The 23,273-nt window shown below is 71.2% G+C and carries 23 protein-coding genes; 16 read left to right on the plus strand and 7 right to left on the minus strand.

All coding sequences use genetic code 11. The features are described 5' to 3' along the window. Positions 1-10 precede the first annotated feature (10 nt). Together ACTWLI_RS14610 and ACTWLI_RS14615 are read right to left on the minus strand one after the other, a co-directional pair. Positions 11-2,557 (minus strand): cation-translocating P-type ATPase, encoded by a 2,547-nt coding sequence (locus tag ACTWLI_RS14610; protein WP_445154493.1) that lies wholly within the window; start codon positions 2,555-2,557, stop codon positions 11-13. Next, positions 2,557-3,840, minus strand: a complete 1,284-nt coding sequence (locus ACTWLI_RS14615; protein WP_445154494.1) for a class I SAM-dependent methyltransferase — start codon at positions 3,838-3,840, stop codon at positions 2,557-2,559. The genes ACTWLI_RS14610 and ACTWLI_RS14615 overlap by 1 nt, the downstream gene beginning before the upstream one ends. Positions 3,841-3,993: 153 nt before the next feature. Between ACTWLI_RS14615 and ACTWLI_RS14620 the strand changes: the two genes are divergently transcribed. Genes ACTWLI_RS14620 through ACTWLI_RS14635 form a run of 4 tightly spaced genes read left to right on the plus strand, consistent with a single transcriptional unit; the run spans position 3,994 to position 6,202 of the window. Next, positions 3,994-4,344, plus strand: a complete 351-nt coding sequence (locus ACTWLI_RS14620; protein WP_445154495.1) for a hypothetical protein — start codon at positions 3,994-3,996, stop codon at positions 4,342-4,344. After that, the gene (locus tag ACTWLI_RS14625; protein ID WP_445154496.1) at positions 4,331-5,023 is read left to right on the plus strand and encodes an alpha/beta hydrolase family protein; all 693 of its coding nucleotides are present in this window, start codon (positions 4,331-4,333) and stop codon (positions 5,021-5,023) included. Before ACTWLI_RS14620 ends, ACTWLI_RS14625 begins: the two co-directional genes overlap by 14 nt. Beyond that, complete coding sequence (locus ACTWLI_RS14630; protein ID WP_445154497.1) at positions 5,020-5,988, plus strand: amidohydrolase family protein; 969 nt, start codon at positions 5,020-5,022, stop codon at positions 5,986-5,988. Before ACTWLI_RS14625 ends, ACTWLI_RS14630 begins: the two co-directional genes overlap by 4 nt. Then, positions 5,981-6,202 (plus strand): hypothetical protein, encoded by a 222-nt coding sequence (locus ACTWLI_RS14635; protein ID WP_445154498.1) that lies wholly within the window; start codon positions 5,981-5,983, stop codon positions 6,200-6,202. Before ACTWLI_RS14630 ends, ACTWLI_RS14635 begins: the two co-directional genes overlap by 8 nt. A gap of 14 nt (positions 6,203-6,216) precedes the next feature. Here ACTWLI_RS14635 and hrpB read toward each other — a convergent pair whose 3' ends face one another. Next, positions 6,217-8,871: an ATP-dependent helicase HrpB gene (gene hrpB, locus ACTWLI_RS14640; RefSeq protein WP_445154499.1), complete on the minus strand. Its 2,655-nt coding sequence runs from the start codon at positions 8,869-8,871 to the stop codon at positions 6,217-6,219. Between the two features lie 158 nt (positions 8,872-9,029). Here hrpB and ACTWLI_RS14645 point away from each other — a divergent pair, with 158 nt between their 5' ends. The 7 genes from ACTWLI_RS14645 to ggt all read left to right on the plus strand — a co-directional run bounded on the left by ACTWLI_RS14645 (position 9,030) and on the right by ggt (position 15,040). Further along, positions 9,030-9,299: a hypothetical protein gene (locus tag ACTWLI_RS14645; RefSeq protein ID WP_445154500.1), complete on the plus strand. Its 270-nt coding sequence runs from the start codon at positions 9,030-9,032 to the stop codon at positions 9,297-9,299. 282 nt (positions 9,300-9,581) lie between these two features. After that, entirely contained in the window at positions 9,582-10,625 is a 1,044-nt protein-coding gene (locus ACTWLI_RS14650; RefSeq protein WP_445154501.1) for an NAD(P)-dependent alcohol dehydrogenase, read from the plus strand. A gap of 266 nt (positions 10,626-10,891) precedes the next feature. Further along, the gene (locus ACTWLI_RS14655) at positions 10,892-11,395 is read left to right on the plus strand and encodes a GNAT family N-acetyltransferase (protein ID WP_445154502.1); all 504 of its coding nucleotides are present in this window, start codon (positions 10,892-10,894) and stop codon (positions 11,393-11,395) included. 53 nt (positions 11,396-11,448) lie between these two features. Next, positions 11,449-12,384 (plus strand): hypothetical protein, encoded by a 936-nt coding sequence (locus tag ACTWLI_RS14660; RefSeq protein ID WP_445154503.1) that lies wholly within the window; start codon positions 11,449-11,451, stop codon positions 12,382-12,384. A gap of 67 nt (positions 12,385-12,451) precedes the next feature. Then, complete coding sequence (locus ACTWLI_RS14665; protein WP_445154504.1) at positions 12,452-12,628, plus strand: DUF7340 domain-containing protein; 177 nt, start codon at positions 12,452-12,454, stop codon at positions 12,626-12,628. Between the two features lie 16 nt (positions 12,629-12,644). Then, the gene (locus ACTWLI_RS14670; protein WP_445154505.1) at positions 12,645-13,118 is read left to right on the plus strand and encodes an NUDIX domain-containing protein; all 474 of its coding nucleotides are present in this window, start codon (positions 12,645-12,647) and stop codon (positions 13,116-13,118) included. Between the two features lie 95 nt (positions 13,119-13,213). After that, positions 13,214-15,040 (plus strand): gamma-glutamyltransferase, encoded by a 1,827-nt coding sequence (ggt, locus tag ACTWLI_RS14675; RefSeq protein ID WP_445154506.1) that lies wholly within the window; start codon positions 13,214-13,216, stop codon positions 15,038-15,040. Positions 15,041-15,095: 55 nt separating this feature from the next. Here ggt and ACTWLI_RS14680 read toward each other — a convergent pair whose 3' ends face one another. Next, complete coding sequence (locus ACTWLI_RS14680) at positions 15,096-15,596, minus strand: mycothiol transferase (protein ID WP_445154507.1); 501 nt, start codon at positions 15,594-15,596, stop codon at positions 15,096-15,098. Positions 15,597-15,914: 318 nt separating this feature from the next. Here ACTWLI_RS14680 and ACTWLI_RS14685 point away from each other — a divergent pair, with 318 nt between their 5' ends. From ACTWLI_RS14685 to ACTWLI_RS14700, 4 genes are all read left to right on the plus strand, one after another. Continuing rightward, on the plus strand, positions 15,915-16,619 hold the full coding sequence (locus ACTWLI_RS14685) for a TetR family transcriptional regulator (protein ID WP_445154508.1): 705 nt from the start codon (positions 15,915-15,917) through the stop codon (positions 16,617-16,619). Between the two features lie 129 nt (positions 16,620-16,748). Beyond that, positions 16,749-18,005 carry an acyl-CoA dehydrogenase family protein gene (locus ACTWLI_RS14690; protein WP_445154509.1) on the plus strand — a complete coding sequence of 419 codons (1,257 nt, stop codon included), beginning with the start codon at positions 16,749-16,751 and terminating at the stop codon, positions 18,003-18,005. A 50-nt stretch (positions 18,006-18,055) separates the two neighbouring features. After that, positions 18,056-19,279 carry an acetyl-CoA C-acetyltransferase gene (locus tag ACTWLI_RS14695; RefSeq protein ID WP_445154510.1) on the plus strand — a complete coding sequence of 408 codons (1,224 nt, stop codon included), beginning with the start codon at positions 18,056-18,058 and terminating at the stop codon, positions 19,277-19,279. Continuing rightward, the gene (locus ACTWLI_RS14700; RefSeq protein WP_445154511.1) at positions 19,276-20,838 is read left to right on the plus strand and encodes a long-chain-fatty-acid--CoA ligase; all 1,563 of its coding nucleotides are present in this window, start codon (positions 19,276-19,278) and stop codon (positions 20,836-20,838) included. Before ACTWLI_RS14695 ends, ACTWLI_RS14700 begins: the two co-directional genes overlap by 4 nt. A 29-nt stretch (positions 20,839-20,867) precedes the next feature. On the opposite strand, the gene ACTWLI_RS14705 is transcribed toward ACTWLI_RS14700, so the two are convergent. From ACTWLI_RS14705 to ACTWLI_RS14715, 3 genes are all read right to left on the minus strand, one after another. Beyond that, positions 20,868-21,101: a hypothetical protein gene (locus ACTWLI_RS14705; RefSeq protein ID WP_445154512.1), complete on the minus strand. Its 234-nt coding sequence runs from the start codon at positions 21,099-21,101 to the stop codon at positions 20,868-20,870. 73 nt (positions 21,102-21,174) lie between these two features. Further along, the gene (locus ACTWLI_RS14710; RefSeq protein ID WP_445156203.1) at positions 21,175-21,660 is read right to left on the minus strand and encodes a GNAT family N-acetyltransferase; all 486 of its coding nucleotides are present in this window, start codon (positions 21,658-21,660) and stop codon (positions 21,175-21,177) included. Between the two features lie 35 nt (positions 21,661-21,695). After that, positions 21,696-22,046 carry an ArsR/SmtB family transcription factor gene (locus tag ACTWLI_RS14715; RefSeq protein ID WP_445154513.1) on the minus strand — a complete coding sequence of 117 codons (351 nt, stop codon included), beginning with the start codon at positions 22,044-22,046 and terminating at the stop codon, positions 21,696-21,698. Positions 22,047-22,167: 121 nt separating this feature from the next. Between ACTWLI_RS14715 and arsB the strand changes: the two genes are divergently transcribed. Beyond that, the gene (gene arsB / locus ACTWLI_RS14720) at positions 22,168-23,265 is read left to right on the plus strand and encodes an ACR3 family arsenite efflux transporter (RefSeq protein WP_445154514.1); all 1,098 of its coding nucleotides are present in this window, start codon (positions 22,168-22,170) and stop codon (positions 23,263-23,265) included. Positions 23,266-23,273: the final 8 nt, after the last annotated feature.

The following is a 23,273-nucleotide window of genomic DNA, read 5'->3' on the forward strand; positions in this document are numbered from 1 at the left end:
AAAGGACGCCTCAGGGGCGGCGGACGGATTTGTAGATTTCGAACCAGGCCACCCCGGCCGCGCCCGCGAGCACCGCCAGGAGCCAATCGGCCGGCGCCAGCGGCCCCAGATTGAACGCGCCCCGCAGGCCCGGAACGTTCAGCAGCACCACGAGGAACAGGGCCGCGCCCCCGACCACCCACTTCAGCGTCCGGTTGCGGCGCTCGCGGAAGGTCCGCCAGACCGGCAGCCGCCAGGACCGGTTGACCAGGATCAGGCACAGGTTGCCGACCACGAGGGTCGCGAAGGACACCGAGCGCACGACGTCGTCCGGCGTGCCGCTGCCGAGGCTCCAGAGGTAGACCCCGACGACGGCGGCCAGCACGGAGAGCCCCTGGCAGGCGGCGATGGCCAGCACCCGGCGCCCGAAAATGCCCTGGCCCGGCCGGCGCGGCGGCTGGTCCATGATCGCCGGATCGATTTCTTCCGCTTCAAACACCACCGAGCAGGCCGGGTCGATGATGAGCTCAAGGAAAGCGATCTGCACCGGCAGCAGGACCAGCGGCCAGTCGCTGACGAAGACCGGCAGCAGGGACATGCCGACAATCGGGACGTGCACGGCGATCGTGTAGGCCAGCGCCTTGCGGAGGTTGTCGAAGATCCCGCGGCCCTGGCGGATGCCGCCGGCGATGGAGCTGAAGTCGTCGTCCGTGAGGACCAGGTCCGCGGATTCCCGGGCGACGTCGGTGCCCCGGGCGCCCATCGCGATGCCGATGTCCGCCGCGCGCAGGGCCGGTGCGTCGTTGACGCCGTCACCGGTCATCCCGACCACCTCGCCGTTGACCTTCAGCGCGCGGATGATCCGCAGTTTTTGTTCCGGGACCATCCGGGCGAACACGCTGACGGTGCGGATGCGCCGCGCCAACTCGTCGTCGGGCATGGCCGCGAGCTCGGGGCCGGTGATGACGCCCGCGCCGTGGTCCAGGCCGACCGCGCGGCCGATCGCCAGCGCGGTCCCCGGATAGTCGCCGGTGATCATCACCGTGCGGACCCCGGCGCGGGCGCACGCGGCCACCGCGGCGGCCACCCCGGGCCGCAGCGGATCGTGCAGGCCGACCAGGCCCAGGTACTCGAACTCGAAGTCGGCCTGCAGCTCCGGGAGGTCACCGGCGCGGTCGAACGATGCGCGCGCGACGGCCAGCACCCGCTGGCCGCCGGCGGTCGCGGTCTCCACCTCGGCCAGCAGCGCCGCCTGCTGGTCCGCGTCCAGGCGGCAGAGCCGGGCGATGGCTTCCGGGGCGCCCTTGGCCGCCACCGCGTAATGGCTCCCGCCGGGCGCGTGCCAGACGTGCGAGAGCGCCAGCAGTTTCTCGGACAGCGGGTATTCCCGGACCAGCTCCCAGTCCCCATGCAGCCGCCCGGTGCCGCTGAGGTACTTGTTGCCGACGGCCTTGAAGGCCTTGTCCATCGGGTCGAAGGGGTCCACCGGGGAGGCCAGGACCCCATACTCGGCGATGGTGTGGAACGCCGCGGGGAGCGGGCGGTCATCGACCAGGCAGCGTTCGCCGCCCACCACGAATTCGTTGACGCTCATGCTGTTCATGGTCAGCGTGCCGGTCTTGTCCACGCAGATGACGGTGGCGGCGCCAAGGGCCTCGATCACCGGCGACCGCCGGGTCAGCACGTGCTGCTGCGACATCCGCCAGGCCCCGAGGGCCAGGAACACGGTGAGCACCACCGGGAATTCCTCCGGCAGCATGGCCATCGCCGTTGCGATGCCGGCCAGCAGCGCTTCCAGCCAGTTGCCGCGGGTAAGTCCGTAGACTCCGGCGACGACGGCGGCGGCGGCCAGCCCGAAGGCGGCGAGGTAACGGACCAGGCGGTCGACTTCTTGCTGCAGCGGGGTGGGTTCCTGTTCGATGGAGCGCAGCGCGGAGCCGATCCGGCCCAGTTCGGTTCCCGGCCCGGTGCCGGTCACCCGGGCCAGCCCGTGGCCCTTGACCACCAGGGTCCCCGAGAAGACCCAGGGCGTCGCGTCCCCGCCGGGCCGTCCCATTGGTCCGGCGGCGGCCGCCGGGTCCGCGGCCTTCCGCACCGGGACCGATTCCCCGGTCAGGGCAGATTCGTCCACGGTGAAGTTCCGGGAGTCGAACAGCACGGCGTCGGCGGGCACGCGGTCCCCTTCGGCGAGCATGGCCAGGTCCCCGCGCACCACCTCCCGGCCGGGGATGCGCAGCTGCTCCCCGTCCCGGATCACCAGGGCACGCGGCGAGGACAGGTCCCGGAGCGCGGCCAGCGCGTTCTCGGTTTTGCGCTCCTGGTAGATGGAGATAGCGATGACAACCACGACGAAGGAGAGCAGGAGCACACCGTCGAGCAGCTCGGCCAGCAGGAAGTTCACGGTTCCGGCGACCAGCAGGAGCAGGAGCATGGGCTGGCGGACCACCGCCCAGGTCTGCTGCAGCAGGTTCCGCGGTTTCGCGGTCGGCAGCTCGTTGGGGCCGTCGGCTGCCAGCCGCTGCGACGCCTCGGCCGCGGAGAGTCCCTCCGCGACGGCGGCTGCCGGCCCGGGGTTCATCAGAGCCAGGCGGTCCGCCGCAGCGGGGGCTCGGCACCGCCGGCCCGCCGGACCAGCACCTGGTTGACGCCGGTCGTTCCGGCCTCGAAGCCCAGTGCGCTGGCGGCCATGTAGAGCCGCCACACCCGGGCCCGGCCCGGGCTGCTAGCCAGCACCGCGTCATTCCAGTGGCGCTCCAGGTTGTCCACCCAGGCCCGCAGGGTCAGGGCGTAGTGCGGGCGCAGCGCCTCGACGTCGAGGACTTCGAAGCCGTCGCCCTCCAGGGCGCCGACCATCTCGGCCAGGCTCAGCATTTCCCCGTCGGGAAAGACGTAGCGCGGGATGAAGGAGTCCGGGTCAGAGGCGGCGGGGCCGGCGTTCCAGGAGATGGCATGGTTCAGGAGCCGGCCGCCGGGGCGCAGCAGCGCGTGCAGCCGGGACGCGTACCGGCCTATCTGGTCGCGGCCGACGTGTTCGGACATGCCGATCGAACTGATCGCGTCGTACGGGCCGTCCTCGACGTCGCGGTAGTCCTGGACCCGGATCTCAATCCGGTCCGTCAGGCCCGCTTCCGCGACCCGTTTGCGGGCCAGTTCCGCCTGCTCGGCGGAGAGGGTGACGCCGACGACGTCCGCCCCGTAGCGGCGGGCGGCGTGGATGGCGAAGCTGCCCCAGCCGCACCCGACGTCGAGGACGCGCATCCCGGCTTGGAGCCCGAGCTTGCGGCAGACCAGGTCGAGCTTTGCCTCCTGCGCCGCGTCCAGCCCGGTGTCCGGGCTGTCCCAGACCGCGCAGGAGTAGACCAGCGACGGACCCAGGATGAGGGCGTAGAAATCGTTGCCGACGTCGTAGTGGTGCGAAATGGCGGCCGCGTCGCGTCTCCGGGAGTGCCGGCGGCCCTTGCGCGCCACGCGGGCTTCCTCGGGCGGCGGCGCCGGGTTCGGCCCCAGCGCGCCGAGCCGCACCGCGGCCGCGGCCAGCGTGCCCAGTTCCCGGAGCGTGGGGCGGCGGAACGGCCCGGGCTCGGCGAACTTCCCCGCGGAACTGAGGGCGCCGAAGCTGGCAAAGATGTCGCCCGGCGCCTCAATCTCGCCGGCGACGTACGCCCGGCTCAGGCCCAGCTGGCCGGGCGAGAAGAGGATCCGCCGCAGCGCCCGGCGCGAGTGGACCACCAGCAGCGGGGCGCCCTCCGGTCCGGCTTCCGAGCCGTCCCAGGCCCGCAGCCGCAGCGGGATCTCCTTGGTACCGAGCACAATGCCCAGCGCCCCGGCCAGCCGCGTTGCGGCTCCAGCAGTTCTCCGCATGGTCATCTTCCTCTCCGCCGGCGTTGCCCCCACGGCTAATCTAGGGGCAGCCGGCGCGCCGGCACAGGGGCCGGACGTCCCGGACGCACGCTCCCGGGGCGTCCCGGCGGGCCGATCTGGTGATCCGCGGGACGGCTGGTTAGGGTGGCTGGCATGGCTGAGGCATTTACGTCCCTCGTGGACGCTTTCAAGAACGTGGGGGTGGCGCGCGCGTACGGAGCCCCCGTCCAGCTCGGCGGCGAGGAAGTCATTCCGGTGGCGCTGGTGTCGTTCGGCTTCGGCGGCGGCAGCGCCCCTGCCTCCGCCGACGCCCCCGCAGGCTCCGGCGGCGGGGGCGGCGGCTTCGTCCTGCCCCTCGGCGTCTACACCCGCAGCCAGGGCGGCTGCACCGTCTTCAAGCCCAACCCGGTCGCCGTGCTGCTGGCCATGGCGCCGGTGGCCTGCGCCGTCGGGTTGTCACTGCGCGGGCTCGCGCGGCGCGGAAGTCCGCATGGCTGCCGCTGAACAGCCGCTGAGCATCGACGTCGAGGGCACCGCGGTGTCGGGGGTGTACTGCCGCCCCGACAGCCCGGCCGCGACGCTGGTGGTGGCCCACGGTGCCGGAGCCGGGATGGAGCATCCGTTCCTGCGCGGCTTCACCACGGCGCTGAACGACGACGGCGTCGCGACGCTGCGCTTCAACTTCCCCTACCGGGAGGCAGGCCGGAAGTTTCCGGACCGGCCGCCGGTGGCCATTGCGACCTGGCGGGCGGTGATGGCCGCTGCCGCTTCCCGCGCCGAGGGCGAGCCGGTCTGGGCGGCCGGAAAGTCCTTCGGCGGCCGGATGGCGTCGATGGCGGTGGCCGAGGGCATGCCCGCGGCGGGACTGGTGTACCTAGGGTACCCACTCCACCCGCCGGGCAAGCCGGAGAAGCTTCGGGACGACCACTTGTACGGCATCACCGTGCCAATGCTGTTCCTGCAAGGCACGCGGGATACCTTCGCCACCGCCGGGCTGCTCGAGTCCGTGGTGGACCGCATCGGGCCCGGTGCGACACTGCAATGGCAGGAAGGCGCGGACCATTCCTTCGCCGTGGCAGGCAGGAAGCGGGCACCGGAGGACATCGGTGCGGCGCTGGCCAGCCCCGTGGCGGAGTTCATCCGGTCCCACCCGGCACCGGGCGCCGGGACGGCAGAGCAGTGACGGCGGCGGACGAGGACCCTGCCGCTCCCCTCGCGGACGGTGATGTTCCCGCCTGGTGGCGGCGGCTGGGCCTGCCGGGGCTAATCGATATCCACACGCACTTCCTGCCGGAGCGGATGCTGCGGCGCGTCTGGGCCCATTTCGATGCAGCCGGACCGCTCGTGGGCAGGCCGTGGCCGATCACCTACCGCACCGACCAGGACAGCAGGCTGGAACGGCTCCGGACGCTGGGAGTGCGCCGTTTCACCGCCTTGGCCTACGCCCACCGGCCCGGGATGGCCGCGGACCTCAATGACTTCACCCTGGGCCTGGCTGCGGCGGAACCCGATTGCGTACCCAGCGCCACGTTCTACCCCGAGGACGGCGTGCTGGCGGAGGTCGAAGCGGTGCTTCGCCGGGGCGCGCGGGTCTTTAAAATCCACGCCCAGGTGGGCGGCTTCGATCTGCGGGAGCGGGTCCTGGACCCGGTGTGGGGCCTGTTGGCCGACGCGGCCGTCCCGGTGGTCGTCCACGTCGGCAGCGGCCCGGTTCCCCGACCCGGATTCACCGGCCCGGACAAACTCGCCGGCGTGCTGCGCCGGCATCCTGCCCTGACCGCCGTCGTCGCGCACTTGGGCGCACCGGAATACGGGGAGTTCCTGGCGCTGGCCGACCGGTATCCGCGCGTCCATCTCGATACCACGATGGCGTTCACTCATTTCTTTGAGGACGTGGCCCCGTTCCCGTCCCGGCTGCTGCCCCGGCTGGCGGATGCCGCAGACCGGATCGTGCTCGGCAGCGACTTCCCCAACATCCCCTACCCCTACGCCCACCAGCTTGAAGCGCTGGAGCGGCTCCGCGACACGGCGCCCCGCCTGGACGACGACTGGCTGCGTGCCGTCTGCTGGGCCAACGGGGAGCGGCTGATTGGCGGGCCGCCGGTTCCCTTATCGGGCGTGAGGCACAAGGATGGTGGCCATGAGTAAAACATATGAGGCCTCCCGGCCCGTCGAGTCCGACAATCCCGAGGCCGTCGCATCGGCCGTCCGCGAGGCCACCCGCGCCTTGAGTGAGGACCTGCAGCAGGACGGCATCGAGGTCAGCTTCCAGGACCTTGCCCTGCTGGGCCACTCCGAGTCGTGGGACGACGAGGGGCAGCGCTGGGTCCATGTGGCGTGGGATGGTGCCGACGCGGGCTGACGTCCCGCGCCCGCTCACATCCGGTTCTTGACCTTCGCCGTCGCCGGCGCGGTCCAGGGGTCCTCCGGCCACGGGTGCTTGGGGTACCGGCCGCGCATTTCGGCTCTGACCTGCGCGTAGGGACCCGACCAGAACGAGGCCAGGTCGTCGGTTACGGCGAGCGGCCGCCGCGGCGGTGAGAGCAGGTGGAACAGCACCGGCACCCGCCCGGCCACCAGCCGCGGCGTCCGGTCCCAGCCGAAGCACTCCTGCAGCTTGACCGCGACCACCGGCCGGCCGCCCTCGTCCCCGGCCTCCGGATAGTCAATCCGGATACGGGAGCCGCTGGGCACCTGCAGCGTCTCCGGCGCCAGCTCCGCGAGCTTGGCCGCGTCGGGCCAGGGCAGGAGCCTGCGCAGCGGTTCGGCCAGGTCGATGCTGCGTGCAGGGGCCCCGGCGGCCAGGGCCTCAAGTTCCGGGCCGAGCCAGTCGTCCAGGCGGGCCAGCAGTACCGGCTCGGACATGTCGGGCCACGGCGCGCCCAGTTCCCGGTGCAGCAGGGCCAAGCGCCGCCGCAGGGCGTCGGCCGCGGCCGACCAGCCGATGGCGCCCAGACCGGCCTGCGCCAGTGCCCGGGCCACCGCGGCGCGGCCCTCGGCCGGGGATGGCCGCACCGGGGTGGAGGACAGCACGATCGCACCCAGCCGGCGTTCGCGCCGGGCGGTGATCTTGCCGCCGCTGAAGGACGCCGTGACGGTGTCGCTGAGCAGGTGCTCCGCGGCGGCCTCGGCGCCCTCCGCCGACAGCGGGGCGGCGGACCGGATCACGGCGCCGGTACCGGCAGCGTCGCGCCCCTCCGCGCGGGAGACCTCCGCGACGGCCAGCCATTCCCGGCCCGCGAGCCTGCTGCCGGCCGGGAGCCCCGCCCGTGTGCCCGAGGAAAGCAAGTACTGCTCCCCCGCCCCGGGGACGCGCCGGGCCACCCGGTCCGGGAAGGCAAGGGCCACAACGAGTCCCGCCGCCTCCGGACTCCCCGGCCCGGCAGCCCGGGACACCGGCGCGGGCGCAGTCTGGCGGGCCAGCGCCTCCATCCGCCGGACGTCGTCGGTCCAGCGGCGGGACCCCGGATCGGCGCCGGACCGCAGGGCGGTAAGGAGCCCGGGCAGGTCGGCGCCGGGGACCCGCTGCCCGCCGGAAACCGCGGCGACCGTCTCTGCCGCGGAGCGGCTGCCGACGGCGGCGGCGCCGTCCAGCAGGGCACGGGCCAGCCGGGGGTCCGCCGGGATCCGGGCCAGCGTCCTGCCGAGCTCGGTGGCCTGGCCGTCGGGTCCTACCGCACCGAGCTCCCGCAGCACTTCGACGGCCTCGTCCATCGCAGCCCGGGGCGGGGCGTCCGGCAACGCCAGGCCGCGGCCGCCCGGCGACCCCCAGCAGGCCAGCACCAGGGCCGCCGCGGTGAGGTCGGCGACGACGACCTCCGGGGTCTGATGGGCCGGGGCGGCGCCGTAGCTTTTCTGGTCGTAACACCGCACCACGCGTCCGGGACCGAGGCGGGCGGCCCGTCCGGCGCGCTGCTCGGCGGAGGCGCGGGAACAGGAGACGGTCACCAGGCCGGTCATGCCGCGGGCGGCGTCCCGCCGGGGCTCGCGGGCCAGGCCGGAATCGATCACGAGCCGGACACCGGGGACGGTGAGGGAAGATTCGGCCAGCGCCGTGGAGACGATGATGCGTGCGCGGTCGGCCGGGCCGCGGCCGGATACGGCCCGGTCCTGCATCGCCGGGTCGGCCTGGCCGTGCAGTTCCAGCACCTCGGCCCGGGTCCGTCCCCGCAGGGCGCCCGCAACGTGCGCAACCTCCCTCACGCCCGGCACGAAGACCAGCGCGTCGATGTCCTGCCCGGCGGCGAGCGCAGCGGTATGGGCCTCGGCCGCCGTGGCCGCCACGTGGTCAAGAAAGGTCCGCGTCACGCCGCGGTCATCCAGGCGCGGGCAGGGCGCCGGGGCCCACTGCACCTCAAGCGGGTGCAGCGCGGAAGGACAGCCGACGACGGGAGCCGCACCGCCGCCGTCGGCCGCCGCATCCCCGGGGTGATCCCTGTCCGGCGCCGCGTCCCCGAGCAGGCCGGCAAACCGCCGTGCGTCGAGCGTGGCCGACATGGCGACAAGGGTGAGGTCACCGCGGAGCTGGCGGACCTCGGCGAGCATGCCGAGCAGCAGGTCGGTCTCCAGCCCCCGTTCGTGGACTTCATCGAGGACCACCGCGCCGGTACCGTCCAGCCCGGGGTCCGCCAGCAGGCGGCGGAGCAGGATGCCGGGCGTCACGAACTCAACGAGGGTGCCGGCCCCCGCCTGCCGGTCGCCGCGGACGGTGTACCCGACGCGTGCGCCGAGGGGGCCGCCGTCCAGGGCGGCCAGGCGCCTGGCCGCGGAACGAGCGGCGACGCGGCGCGGCTGGGTCACCACCACGCGCCCGGGCGAGGCGGCGTCCCGGGCCGCGAGGTTGGCCAGCAGCGGAGGCACCAGGGTGGTCTTGCCGGTGCCCGGCGGCGCCTCGACCACGGCGGCCCCGCCGGGACCGTCCGTGCCGAGGGCCGCCGTGAGCCGGTCCAGCGCCTCGGCGAAGACCAGGCCGGCTCCGAGGGTGGCGAGGTCGAACGGTCCGGGCTCCGGGGTCTGCGCGGATAAAGTCACCCCTCCATTGTCCCCGCCCGGCGCGGACCGCCGCGCCGAGGCCGGGCGGCCGCGCGCGAGAGGCGCCCACGGGCGCGAGGGGCGCCGCCGGGCGCTGGAGGCGCCCGGGCGGAAACTACGGAAGACTGGGTTCTTCCCGAAGACGAAGGCGGCACCCCGTGATCAATCTGCAGCAGGACGACGAAGGCTTCATCCGCATGAACCGGCACTTCCCGGCCGGAACGCCTATCACCATCACCTTCGCGGACGGTTCGACCGAGCAGGTCACCGGCCGGCAACTTAACGCGGCCTACGACGCCGCGCTCGCCGACTACCGCGCGCAGAACCATCTGGACGCCAAGGGCTACTCCCGTGCCCCCAAAAAGCGCGTCGACCCGGGCAACAAGATCGAGTTCGTCCGCGTCCACCCGGGCATCGCCGGCAGCTAAGCCGGGCCGCCCCGCCGGGCGCCGGGCGCTGCCAGTGCCCTGCCCTGCCGGCCGCGTGGAAACGGCAGGCGACCGGCGGCCGCGAAGGACGGCCGCCAAAATAATCCCGCCCCGCGGAACAAACCGGGCCGGTCCGCGGTTGTCACGCACTGTGGCCCGGACGGAAACATCGCCCGGCCACCGCGCCATCGCGGGCCGGAAGGTTTCCGAGGCGCCCCCAAGTCCCGGAAAACTTTTCCTCTCCCCGCTGGCAACGAGCCCTACGACTCTTACTGGAGAAGAATGCTTACCGTAAACGCATACGCTGCCCCGTCCGCCACCGAGGACCTGGTCCCGACCACCATTGAGCGCCGCGACGTCGGACCGCATGACGTCCTGATTGAGATCAAGTTCGCCGGCATCTGCCACTCGGACATCCACACGGTCCGCGGCGACTGGGGCCCCCAGTCCTACCCGCTGGCCCCCGGCCACGAGATCGCGGGCATCGTCACCGAGGTCGGCTCGGCCGTGACCCGGCACGCCGTCGGTGACCGCGTCGGCGTCGGCTGCATGGTGAACTCCTGCGGCGAGTGCGCCAACTGCCAGGCCGGCGAGGAGCAGTACTGCCTCAAGGGCAACACCGGCACCTACGGCGCGGTCGACCGCGACGGCACGATCACCCAGGGCGGCTACTCCACCCACGTCGTCGTGACCGAGGACTTCGTGCTGTCCATCCCCGACGGCCTGGACCTCGACGTCGCCGCTCCCCTGCTCTGCGCCGGCATCACCACCTACTCTCCGCTGCACCACTGGAACGCGGGCCCCGGCAAGAAGGTCGCCGTCGTCGGCCTCGGCGGGCTCGGCCACATGGCCGTGAAGATCGCGCACGCCATGGGCGCCGAGGTCACGGTCCTGTCCCAGTCGCTGAAGAAGCAGGAAGACGGCCTGCGGCTTGGCGCCGACCACTACTACGCCACGAGCGACGAGAACACCTTCTCGGAGCTGGCCGGCAGCTTCGACCTGATCGTCAACACGGTCAGCGCCTCGATCGACATCAGCTCCTACCTGCAGCTGCTCAAGCTCGACGGCGCCATGGTCAACGTGGGTGCCCCGGCCGAGCCGCTGCCGGTCAATGCGTTCGCCCTGATCGCCGGGCGCCGTTCCTTCGCCGGTTCGATGATCGGCGGCATCCGGGAAACCCAGGAAATGCTGGTCTTCTGCGCCGAACACGGCATCGGCGCGGAGATCGAGGTCATCCCGGCCGAGAAGATCAACGAGGCCTACGAGCGCGTGCTGGCCTCCGACGTCCGCTACCGCTTCGTCATCGACGCGGCGACCCTGAGCTAGTCCGCGCGGCCGTTCCGGACGGACGACGCGCCAACGGACCAGGGCTGCGGGGATCCCCGCAGCCCTGGTCCGTTCCGGTAGCGCAGGTCCGTAACGGCAGCGCCGGCGGAACCCGCAGCGGTCAGCAGGCGTTAACCCTGCATCCGCCGTTCCGTCGCCCGAATATCACCATCCCGAAACACACCTGCAACAGGGCGGGTCCAAGCTGGAAGACACGCCCGCGGGGTGTGCCGTTATCTGAGGTTGCTAGAGAGAGCAGGGCCGCCGTGAACCCCTTGATCATCCTGACCGCCCCCACCGGCGCACCCGAGGGCAGCCGCCCCGGCACCTCGATCCGGCCGATCCACGCCGACGACCTTCCTTCGCTGTCCCGCATGTACCGGGAAGCGTACGAAGAGGGCCTGCCGCAGCCGGCGGACCGCTCGGCCGGCTGGATCGAGGCCCTGCTCGCCGGAACCCAGGGCCGGCACGTCCCCGAGGCCTCCGCGGTCAAGGCCGGGCCCGACGGTGCGCTGGCGGCCGCCATCATCGTCACCGAGCCCGCGCCCGGCAGCGAAGGCGACTGGGACAGCGTGATCGCCGAGTTGTTCACCCACCCCGACCACCGCCGACAGGGACTGGCTGAAGAACTGCTGGGCCACTGCCTGCAGGCCCTGCAGGCCGTGGGCCGCCGCCGCGTGGCCGTCACCGTGGACAGTGGAAATTCGGCGGCGCTGGCCCTCTACCTGTCCCGCGACTTCCGCCGGGCAACCGTCGACGACGTCGACTGAGCGGCCGGCCCCGGCGCCTTCCGGCCGGGCGGCGGCGGTGCTAGCTTGTCCGGATGGACGTCCTCGACTGGTTGCTCGACTCCGATCCTGCCCTCCGCTGGCAGGTCCTGCGCGACCTCACGGACGCCCCGCCGGACCAGCTGCGGGCCGAGCGGGCCCGCATCGAAACCGAGGGCTGGGGCGCGCGCCTGCTGGAACTCCAGGGCGAGGACGGGCAGTGGGACGGCGGGACCTACTACCCCTCCCCCTACGACGACGCTGAACCGGGCCAGCCCTGGACGGCGACGACCTACAGCCTGCTGCTGCTGAGGGAATTCGGCCTTGACCCGGAAAGCGCGGCGGCGCGGACCGCCGTCGCGCGCGTCCGGGAGGGCAGCCGCTGGGAGGAAGGCGGACAGCGGTTCTTCGACGGTGAGGTCGAGCCCTGCATCAACGGCATGACCGTCGCGCTCGGTGCCTACTTCGGCGAACAAGTCGATGGCGTCGTCGCCCGGCTCCTTGACGAACAGCTCGACGACGGCGGCTGGAACTGTGAGGCCGAACGCGGTTCGACCCGGTCCTCCTTCGACACCACGATCAACGTCCTGGAGGGGCTGCTGGCATACGGGCGCACCGCCGGCGACACCCCGGAAGTGACCTCCGCCCGGGGGCGCGGCGAGGACTACCTGCTCGACCGCGGCCTTCTCCGCCGCAAGAGCACCGGGGAGCTGATCAATCCCGCCTGGCTGCAGTTCTCCCACCCGACACGCTGGCACTACGACGTGCTCCGCGGCCTCGACTATTTCCGGGCGTCCGGGAGGGAACCGGACCCACGGGCCGCCGAGGCCCTCGAGCTGGTGCGGGGCAAAGGCCGGCCGGACGGAACCTGGCTGCTCGAGAACAGCCATCCGGGCCGCAGCCACTTCCCGCTGGACGACGGCGACGGCCTTCCCAGCCGGTGGAATACGCTGCGTGCGCTGCGCGTCCTGGGCTGGGCCGGGGACGCCTAGGTGTTTGTAACTTCGATGGAATTATGGCTAGATTGGGGCCTACGCAGCAGAATCCATTGGGGGAACCATGAACAAGGCGCAGCGACGCGCGCACACCGAGCCGCCCTGTCCGGCGTGCGGCTCACGGGTGGTACCGACCTGGAAGGACGAACGCTCCGCGGGCGACCGGCAGCCGGACTGGCAGGTCAGTGCGCGGCAGTGCAGCAGCCAGAGCTGCAACCGGAGCGATCCGGGCAACTGGTAGGGCCGCGGGGACGGCAATGACCGTCCGGAGTGCGGGCCTGCTGCTGTACCGGCGGAACGCGCAGGGGCAGCCGGAAGTCTGGATCGCCCACATGGGCGGACCGTTCTGGGCCCGGAAGGACGCCGCCGCGTGGTCTATCCCCAAGGGCGAGTACGCGGAGGACGAAGACGCCCTGGAGGCCGCCCGGCGCGAGTTCACCGAAGAGATCGGGACCCCGCCGCCGCGGGCGGACTACGTCCCGCTTGGCAGCTTCCGGCAGTCCTCGGGCAAGGTCATCACCGTCTTTGCCGCAGAGGCGGACTTCCGGCCTGAGAGGATCGCCAGCAACACCTTCTCGCTGGAGTGGCCCAAGGGCTCCGGCAGGATCCGCAGCTATCCGGAGATCGACGACGCGGCATGGTTCGGCGTCGCGGACGCCCGCACGAAGCTGGTCCGGGGCCAGCTCCCGGTCCTGGACGCCCTGCTGCACCATCTTGGGGAGGAGCCCTGACCGGGGCAGGCGTGTGACAAACCCTGCGTTGCGACGTCACAGCAGGCGCGAGTAGTGTGACAGAATCTGTCATTCACGCGAACCGGGGAGCACCCATGCACTTTGTAGGACGCCGACTGTCCGCCGCCACCGCGGCCCTGGCCCTGGGCGTGGCGGGCGCCGCCGTCGCCTCCCCCGCCTCCGCGGCGCCGCGGGAGACCGAGAAGACCGCGACGGCGTCCGGCTACGGCGGCGCCGTGACTACCGTGGACCCCGAGGCCTCCGCCGCCGCGCTGGAGGTGCTGCGGAAGGGCGGCAATGCGGCCGACGCCGCGGTCGCTGCCGCCGCCACCCTGGGCGTGACCGAGCCGTACAGCGCGGGGGTCGGCGGCGGCGGCTACTTCGTCTTCTACGACGCAAAGACCGGCCGCGTCGGCACGATCGACGGACGCGAAACCGCACCGGCAGGCATGCGGCACGACGCCTTCATCGACCCGGGAACCGGCGAGCCCTACCGGTTCACTCCCGAACTGGTCACCAGCGGCGTCGCCGTCGGCGTCCCGGGCACCCCCGCGACGTGGCAGCGGGCCCTCGAGCGTTGGGGAAGCCTGGGCCTGGCCGAGGCCCTCCGGCCTGCGATCAAGGTGGCCACGCGCGGCTTCGTGGTCGACGGCACCTTCCGCCAGCAGACCCTCGACAATAAGGCCCGCTTCGCGGCGTTCCCCGCCACCAGCGCCCTGTTCCTTCCTGGCGGTGACGCACCCGCCGTCGGCAGCATCTTCCAGAACCACGACCTCGCCGCCACCTACCGACTCCTCGCACGGCAGGGCACGGACGGCTTTTACGGCGGCCGGCTCGCGGCGGAGATCGCCGCCACGGTCCACTCGCCGGCGAAAGCCGCCGGTACCGCCCTGCCCGTGCCGGCCGGGTCCATGACGACCGCGGACCTCGCCGCCTACCAGGCACTGGACCAGGACCCGACGCATGTGGAGTACCGCGACCTTGACGTCTACGGGATGGCGCCCTCCAGCAGCGGCGGGACCACTGTCGGCGAGGCCCTGAACATCCTGGCCCCGTCGAACCTCGCGGCAATGCCGCGCGCCGGCGCCCTGCACCACTACCTGGAGGCCAGCGCCCTGGCGTTCGCCGACCGCGGCAAGTACGTCGGCGACCCGGCCGGACAGCAGGTGCCGACGGCCGCCCTGACCGACCCGCTCTTCGGCAAGGAGCGCGCGTGCCGGATCGATCCGCTGCGGGCCGCCGCCAAGCCGGTCGCGCCCGGCGATGTCACCGCGTACGACGGCGTGTGCCCGGCCACCACGGCCGCCCCAGCAGACGATAAGGACACCGAGAACATCTCGACGACCAACCTGACGGTCGCGGACAAGTGGGGCAACGTGGCCGAGTACACCCTCACAATCGAGCAGACCGGCGGGTCCGGCATGGTGGTGCCGGGCCGGGGCTTCCTGCTGAACAACGAACTGACGGACTTCTCCACGGTCTACGACGCCAAGGACCCGAACCGGATCGAGCCGGGCAAGCGCCCGCGCTCCTCGATGGCGCCGACCATCATCCTCAAGGACGGGGCGCCCTTCCTGGCCCTTGGCTCGCCCGGCGGGTCCACGATCATCACCACGGTCCTGCAGACCATCCTGAACCGGGTTGACCTGGGCATGACCATCTCCGAGGCGATCGCGGCCCCGCGGGCGTCACAGCGGAACACCGCGAAGGTGACCGCCGAACCGGACTTCATCACCGCCTACGGCGGCCCGCTCACCGGCTACGGCCACGCCTTCACGCCCTCCGGGGACGCCTTCACCTCGGCGGCGGAAATCGGCGCGGCAACGGCGATCGAGTTCGGCCCGGGCGGGCGGATGACCGCCGCGGCCGAGCCGGTCAGGCGCGGCGGAGGCTCCGCGATGGTACTCACCGCCGCGCGGTAGCCCAAGGGCCGGCGCCGGGGTTTTCCGGGACCCGCCCTCCCGGGACCGGCGCCGGTCAGGCGTCCAGTCCCCTGGCGTACGCGGCCTGTCCGACGTGCTGCAGGCAGTCGGCGAGGGTGCTGACCAGCCGCACGCCGAGGGTGACCGGCGGGTCCCAGCGGGTGTCCACGACGCGGTCGAGGTCTCCGCTGTCGAGGCCCCGGATGAAGCCGACCGTCTGCTCGTGGACGGCGTCGTAGTACGCGGCCAACAGCTCCGGCGCGGCCGTGACGGCGCCGACCTGCGCGGAAGTGTGGCCGTAGCCGGTGTCCCGTTCGGGCAGCGGCAACCCGAAGCGTGCCGCAAAGCCCTGCGCGGTCCACACCTGGGCGAGGCCGGCCGCGGAGGCGACCTGGGCGTCCTCGACCCTGCCCAGGTGCCAGATCAGCCACGCCATCGAGTTCCCGTTCCCGCCCGGGCGCCGGGACAGCGTGCGGGCATCCACCCCGTCCAGCGCGGCGGTCACGGTTTCGTGGATCCGGTCAAAGGCATCGAGCAGCAGGTCCTTGGCTTCCATTCCATTCCCTTCCTGGCGTCGTTCGTCCGCCCATGCTGGCACACAAACGGCCCATTGCCCTATCACTTCCGGGCGCCAAGGAGGGGTCATAGGCACCACAGGCGATAGGGCGACGGGCCGCCGGCGGCTGGTCAGGCCGCGACCGGCTCCTGCACACCGGAGTGAGCTGAAAGGGCTGCGCTCCTGCCCAGTTACCTCCCCCGAATCCGCCGTTGCGCCGGGGACACACCGGCCGGCTGCGCGTGTCGGACCTGGTAACTGGGCTGGAGCGCACGGCCCCAGAGAAGGCACCGGCATCGCTGTGCTAAATTTCGGCCCATGACCTCGCACCCGTCAAGCCACCATGCCGACGCGCCCGCTGCCGCCGCTATCGGACTGTTGGCGAGGCAGGGTTTTGACGCCACGTCGGTCGACGACCTCGCGGACGCCGCAGGAATGAGCCGCAGCACCTTCTTTCGGAAGTTCGGTTCCAAGGAGGACGTCGTCTTCGCCGACCACGAGCGGATCCTGCGGCAGGTGACGGACAGCCTGGCGGAGACCATGCAGGGACCACTCGAAGCGATCGTGGACGCTGCCCTGCTGGTCTTCAACCACCACCTGCGGAACCGGGAGACGTCGCGGGCGCGCTATGAGCTGATGCAGGCTGTTCCCGCACTCCGGGACCGGGAACTTGTCACCTCGCACCGGTACGAGCGGGCGTTCCTCCAGCACCTGCTGGACAGGCTGCCCGACGCCGAGCAGCGCGAGTACAAGGCAGTCTCCTTCGCGGCGGCCGTCGTGGCCGTCCACAATGCAATCCTCCGGCGCTGGCTTCGCAGCGGGGAGTCACCGGAACCGGAGACGGAGTCACGGGACCGGTCCGCGGCGCTCGCCAAGGAGCTGCAGGCCCTCTCGGAAATCTTCCGGCCGGCACTGTTGGACTCCGGTGCGGCGCAGGCCTCCCCCGCCGTCGTCGTCACCGTCCTCGCGGCGGGCGCGGGCAACGACGCCGTACTCCAGGCCGTCCGGGACGCCCTGCCCTAGCACCGGGGCAGGCCCCGGTGGCACTGAGTTTCTTGACGTGAGACTGCGTTTCAATGCATCCTTAGTCGATGTGGCGCGAGCCACAGTAGGCGGGCGATCCAGACCCGCACCGCAGACAGAGGACAACGCATGACGACGACGTCGCCCGGTTCCGGGCCCACCGCCACAGCGGCCGCGGATAACTTCCCGCTCGGCACCGTGGAACCTGATTACGTGCTGACCGATGCCCTGGGCACGGATCCCGCCTCCGTGTTTGCCAGCATCAGCGACGAGGACCGCGGCTACTGGGATCGTGCCCGCAGCTTCGTCCAGGACGAGGTCCTGCCCGTCATCGACGGATACTGGGAGCGCGCCGAGTACCCGCTGCAGCTGCTCCGGCGCCTCGGCGAACTCGATCTGCTGCGGGACGGCGTCGAGGTCGACGGGTACCCCGCGATGAGCAGCATGGCTGCCGGCCTGGTGAACATGGAAATCAGCCGGGGCGACGGCTCCGTGGCGACCATGATCGCGGTGCAGGGCGGCCTCGCGCTGCGCTCCGTCGCGGAGTGCGGATCCGCCGAGCAGAAGGAACGCTGGCTGCCGGCGATCGCCGCCGGCACGGAATACGCCGCGTTTGCGCTGACCGAACCGACCCACGGCTCCGACTCAGTGGCCCTGGAGTCCACGGCCACCGCCACCGACGGCGGGTTCCTGCTCAACGGCGAAAAGAAGTGGATCGGCAACGGTTCGGTCGGCGGCGTCAGCGTGGTCTGGGCCCGGGGGGAGGACGGCCAGGTGCACGGCTACCTGGTACCGCAGGACTCCCCCGGCTACTCCGCGACCAGGATCGAAGGCAAGCTTGCACTGCGGGCCATCTGGCAGGCGCACATCCGGCTCGAGGACGTCTTCGTCCCGGAAGGGAACGTCCTGCCGGGTGCCCGGACCTTCAAGGACACCGCGCGGGTGCTGCTGGCGACCCGGCTGGGCGTCGCCTGGTCCGCCGTCGGGCATGCCACCGCCTGCTACGAAACCGCCGTCCAGTACGCCAAGCAGCGCGTCCAGTTCGGCCGGCCGCTGGCAGCGTCCCAGATCGTGCAGGAACGGCTGGCCCGGATGCTCAGCGAACTGGCCACCATGCAGCTGATGGTCGTCCAGATGACGCGCCTCGACGAACAAGGGCTGCTCACCCCCGAGCAGGCCTCGCTGGTCAAGTACACCTGCACCCGCACAGCCCGCGGCATCGCCTCCAATGCCCGGGACCTGCTCGGCGGCAACGGCATCCTGCTGGCCAACCGCGTCGCTCGGCACCTCGCCGACATCGAGGCCATCCACACCTACGAGGGCACCGAGACCATGCAGGCCCTCATCATCGGACGCGGCATCACCGGCACCTCCGCCTTCGCCTGACCCCGCCTTCAGTTGACCCCGCGCCGTGCCGCGGCCCCGAAAGGACTTCCATGACCCAGAACGCCAACATCCCCGTCATCCTCGGCGGAGCCCGGACACCCTTCGGCCGGTTCCGCGGCGGCCTGACCGCCTTCTCATCCAGCGAACTGGGGGCGCACGCCATCCGCGCCGCGCTGGACCGGACCGGCGTCGCCCCCGAGCAGGTCGGCGCCGTCATCGTCGGCCAGGTCATCCAGGCCGGAGCGGGCCAGGGTCCGGCGCGGCAGGCCAGCCTGGCCGCCGGCATCGGCTGGGACGTTCCGACCGTCACGATCAACAAGCTCTGCCTGTCCGGCCTCACCGCCGTGATCGACGCGGCCCGGATGATCCGTGCGGGCGAAGCCGACTTCATCGTCGCGGCCGGCCAGGAATCCATGACCAACGCACCGCACCTGGTGCCCGGCCTCCGCGCCGGCGTCGTGATCGGCGATGCGCCGATGCTTGATTCGCTGAACCACGACGGCCTGCAGGATCCGGTGAGCGGGCAGCTCATGGGCACCGCAACCGACGCCGGCAATGCCGAGCGGGGCATCACGCGCGCCGAGCAGGACGAGGTCGCCGCCCGCTCCCATCAGCGCGCCGCGGCGGCACGCGCCGATGGCGTACTCGCCGAGGAGATCGCCCCGATCGAGGTCCCGCAGCGCAAGGGACCGGCGCTCACGCTCGAACACGACGAGGGAATCCGGCCTGAGACCACCGCGGAATCCCTGGCCCAGTTGCGGCCCGCTTTCTCGAAGGACGAGGCGGCAACCATCACCGCCGGATCCTCCTCCCCGCTCTCCGACGGCGCCGCCGCGCTGGTAATCGCCAGCAAAGCCGCAGCCGAGGCCGCGGGGCTGGAGTGGATTGCGGAAATCGGGGCCCACGGCCAGACCGCCGGGCCGGACGGCTCCCTGCACTCCCAGCCGGCCCGGGCCATTGAACGCGCGCTCAGGGTCGAGGGACTCTCCGTGCAGGACCTCGACCTCGTTGAGATCAACGAAGCCTTTGCCTCCGTCCTCATCCAGTCGGCCAACGACCTGGGCATCGAGGCCGAGGCCGTCAACGCCGACGGTGGCGCCATCGCCCTCGGACATCCGGTAGGCGCCTCGGGAGCGCGTCTGGTGCTGCACCAGGCCCTGGCCTTGAAGCGCCGCGGCGGAGGCACCGGCGTCGTCGCCCTCTGTGGCGGCGGCGGCCAGGGCGACGCACTGATCCTCAAAGCATTACCATCCCGACGAAGAAGCAGGCCATGACCCACGACAGCACCGCAGAGGGCTTCGGAACAACCTCCGTCGCCGCCATCCTGGCCGAATCCGCCCGGCGGACACCGGACAACATCGCCCTGATCGTTGGTGAGGACGAGACCAGCTACGGCCAACTATGGAAGGAGACCCGCGCCTACGCCGGCGCGCTGCGGGCCCGCGGCATCGAGCCCGGCGACGCCGTCGCCGTCCTGATCCCCAACGTCCCGGATTTCGCCCGCGTCTACTACGCCATCCTCTCGCTGGGAGCCATCGTGGTTCCGGTGCATGCCCTGCTCAAGGCGCGCGAAATCGACTACGTCCTCCAGGACAGCGGCGCCAGGATGTTGATCTGCGCAGCAGCGCTGCTGGCGGAAGGTGCCGCCGGCGCCGCCAGCGCCGGCGTCGACGTCCTGACGGTCATGGCGCCCGACGGCGGCGCCCTGCCCCGGCTCGAGGCGGAGGCCGCCGCGGCCGAACCCATCCGCAGCTATGAGCCCTGCCGGCCCTCGGACACCGCCACGATCCTGTACACCTCCGGCACCACCGGCAAACCCAAGGGCGCCCTTGGCACGCACTTCGCGTTGGTGGAACAGACCTCCGTCATCTTGACCTCCGTCATGGACTTCAAGCCCGGCGACGTGCTCTTCGGCGGCCTGCCGCTCTTCCACACCTTCGGCCAGACGGTGGTGCTCAACGCCGGCCTGCGGGCGGGCGCCACCATCGTGTTGATGCCGCGTTTCAACGGCGAGGACGCGCTGCGGCTGATGGCCCGGCACAACGTCAACATTTTCCTCGGCGTGCCGACCATGTACGTGGCGCTCATCGAGGCGGCAAAGACCGTTGACGTCCGCCCCACCGGCCTCCGCTACGGCATCTCCGGCGGGGCGTCGTTGCCGCTTGCCATGATGGACCGGTTCCGCGACGTCTTCGGGGTGGAGATCCACGAAGGCTATGGCCTGACCGAAACCTCCCCGGTCGCGGCGTTCAACCATGTGGGCACCCAGCCCCGGCCCGGCACCATCGGGACGGCCATCTGGGGCGTCGACATCGAAATTGCGCGCGCCGAGGCGGTCGAGAGCATCGAACTGCTGCCCACGGGCGAGCTGGGCGAGCTCGTCGTCCGCGGGCACCTGCTGATGAAGGACTACCTCAACCGGCCCGAAACCACCGCGGAGGCGATCGTGGACGGCTGGTTCCGCACCGGGGACCTCGGCACCAAGGACGACGACGGCTACCTCACCATTGTCGACCGCAAGAAGGACATGATCATCCGGAACGGCTACAACGTCTACCCCCGTGAGGTGGAGGAAATCCTGCTCACCCACCCGGAGGTCGTCAGTGCCGCCGTTTACGGGATCCCGCATGACGTCCACGGCCAGGAGGTCGCGGCCGCCATCGTGCTCGACGCCGGAGCCACCGCCACCGAGCAGGAACTGATCGACTTCGCCAGCGCGCAGCTTGCCGCGTACAAGTATCCGCGCGTCATCCGGCTGCTCACGGAGCTGCCCCTCGGTCCGAGCGGGAAGATCCTCAAGCGGAGCCTGGCCTCCGAGCCCGCGGAGGCCTAGGGAGCCGCCGACGTCACGGCATGGCGTGGCTAGCCGGACTGGCCCCGGTCAAGCAGCGCGTCGAGGTCCCGGGCCGCAGCGTCCAGCCTGGCGATCGTGTCGCGCTGGATCGCCCGCAGGTATTCGGCATCCGACTCACCGTCCTGCACCCAGTTCTCGTCGCCCGGCGAGTCCATCGCCTGACGGGTGTTTGCGGTGGCGTTCCTGATGTTTTCCAGCACGGCGCGCAACCGGTCCTGGGTGGCGGGGGTATCGATGTTCATGGGTGTCCTTTGTCCGTGAGGCTGCCGCCTCCTTGGGACAACCTTCCCCGCCACCCTGTGCGCGGCGCTAGAACTAAAGGACCTCTGTGCGCCGTTCGATCAGGACCGTGTCCCGCCACTGGCCGGCTTCCGGCCCGTAGGCCATGCGGGCGATCTTTTCGCGTCGTCCCACCACCCTGAAGCCGTGGGCGAGATGCAGTCCCAGGCTCGGCTCATTCTCCGGAAAAACGCTCGCCTGGATGGTCCAGATGCCGTCCCGTTCGGTTGCGGCGATCAGGGACCGGAGGAGGAGGGATCCGATCCCCCGGCCGCGGGCAGCTTCGGAAACGTAGACGGAATGTTCCACGACGCCCGCGTACACCGCCCGGGCGGACACGGCGGAGACCGCCGCCCAGCCGAGAATGCCGACGCCGGGCGCCTCCGCTACCAGGCGGTGCGCGGCCAGGCGCGAAGCGTCAAACCGGTTCCAGTCCGGCGCCTCGACCTCGAACGTCGCTTGCCCGGTCGCGATGCCCTCGCGGTAGATCTGCCGGACAGCCGGCCAGTCGGCTTCCCGCATCGGCCGGACGGTGATGTCCGGCGTGGCGCCCCGGCTCACAGGGACGACAGGAGCCCGGCAGTCTGCTCGATCGCGCCGGGCACCAGCGAGTAATACGCCCAGGTGCCGCGCTTTTCGCGGTGCAGCAGCCCGGCGTCGACCAGGATTTTAAGGTGGTGCGACACGGTGGGCTGGCCCAGGTCCAACGGCTCGGTCAGGTCGCAGACGCAGGCTTCCCCGCCCCCGGCGCCCTTCACGATGGAGAGCAGCCGCAACCGGTTGGGATCGGCCAGGGCCTTGAAGACCAGGGCCTTTCGCTGGGCATCCTCTGCGCTCAAAACGGCCTGGTCTGACGGTGCACAGCAGGCCTCGTCGACGGCCGGCTCAAGGGTTTGCAGGGAAGTCATGTCTCTATTATGCACATGGATTGACATTCATCGATATAGTTGGCAATACTTCATATCGATAACCATCAATCTTTTGTCGAGCAGCCCGAGCCGGGCGGTGCCGGCGCAGTGCAGGAGTACCGTGAGCATCCAGACAGACCCGTTGCCCGACGTCGGAGGCGAGGCTGCCGCCGTCGGCAAACTTTCCACCCTGGACCGGTTCCTGCCCGTCTGGATCATCGCGGCCATGGGTCTGGGCCTGCTGCTGGGCAGCTTCGTGCCAGGCCTGAACACCGCCCTCGAAGCCGTCAAGATCGGCGAGGTCTCGCTGCCGATCGCCGCCGGCCTGCTGGTGATGATGTATCCGGTGCTCGCCAAGGTCCGCTACGACCAGGCACACCGCGTGATCGGCGACCGCAAACTCATGATCACCTCCCTGGCTCTCAACTGGGTGCTGGCGCCGGCCTTCATGTTCGCGCTCGCCTGGATCTTCATCCCGGACCTGCCCGAGTACCGCACCGGGCTGATCATTGTGGGCCTGGCCCGCTGCATCGCCATGGTGATGATCTGGAACGACCTCGCCTGCGGCGACCGGGAAGCCGCCGCCGTGCTGGTGGCCATCAATTCCGTCTTCCAGGTCATCGCATTCGGAGCGCTGGGCTGGTTCTACCTTCAGCTCCTGCCGTCCCGGCTGGGACTTCCCACCACCAGCGCAGACTTCTCCTTCTGGGCTATCACCGCCTCGGTGCTGATCTTCCTGGGCATCCCGCTGCTCGCCGGATTCCTCACCCGCACCATCGGCGAAAAGGCCAGGGGCCGGGCCTGGTATGAAGGTACGTTCCAGCCGAAGCTCGGCCCCTGGGCGCTCTACGGCCTGCTCTTCACCATCACCCTGCTCTTCGCCCTGCAGGGCGGCACCATCACCTCCCGCCCGCTGGACGTCGCCCGGATCGCCCTGCCGCTGCTGGTCTATTTCCTCGTGGTCTTCGGCGCAGGGATGCTGATCGGCAAGTGGCTCGGACTCGGATACGCCAAAACCACCACGCTCGCGTTCACGGCCGCAGGCAACAACTTCGAACTCGCCATCGCCGTGGCGATCGGCACCTTCGGCGTCACCTCCGGGCAGGCGCTCGCCGGCGTCGTCGGGCCCTTGATCGAAGTCCCCGTCCTGGTTGCACTGGTTTACGTCGCCCTCTGGGCCCGCAAGCGCTACTTCACCCCCCGCACCCTTCCCGCCTAACCCCGCAC

It is taken from the genome of Arthrobacter sp. Hor0625 (assembly GCF_052567525.1).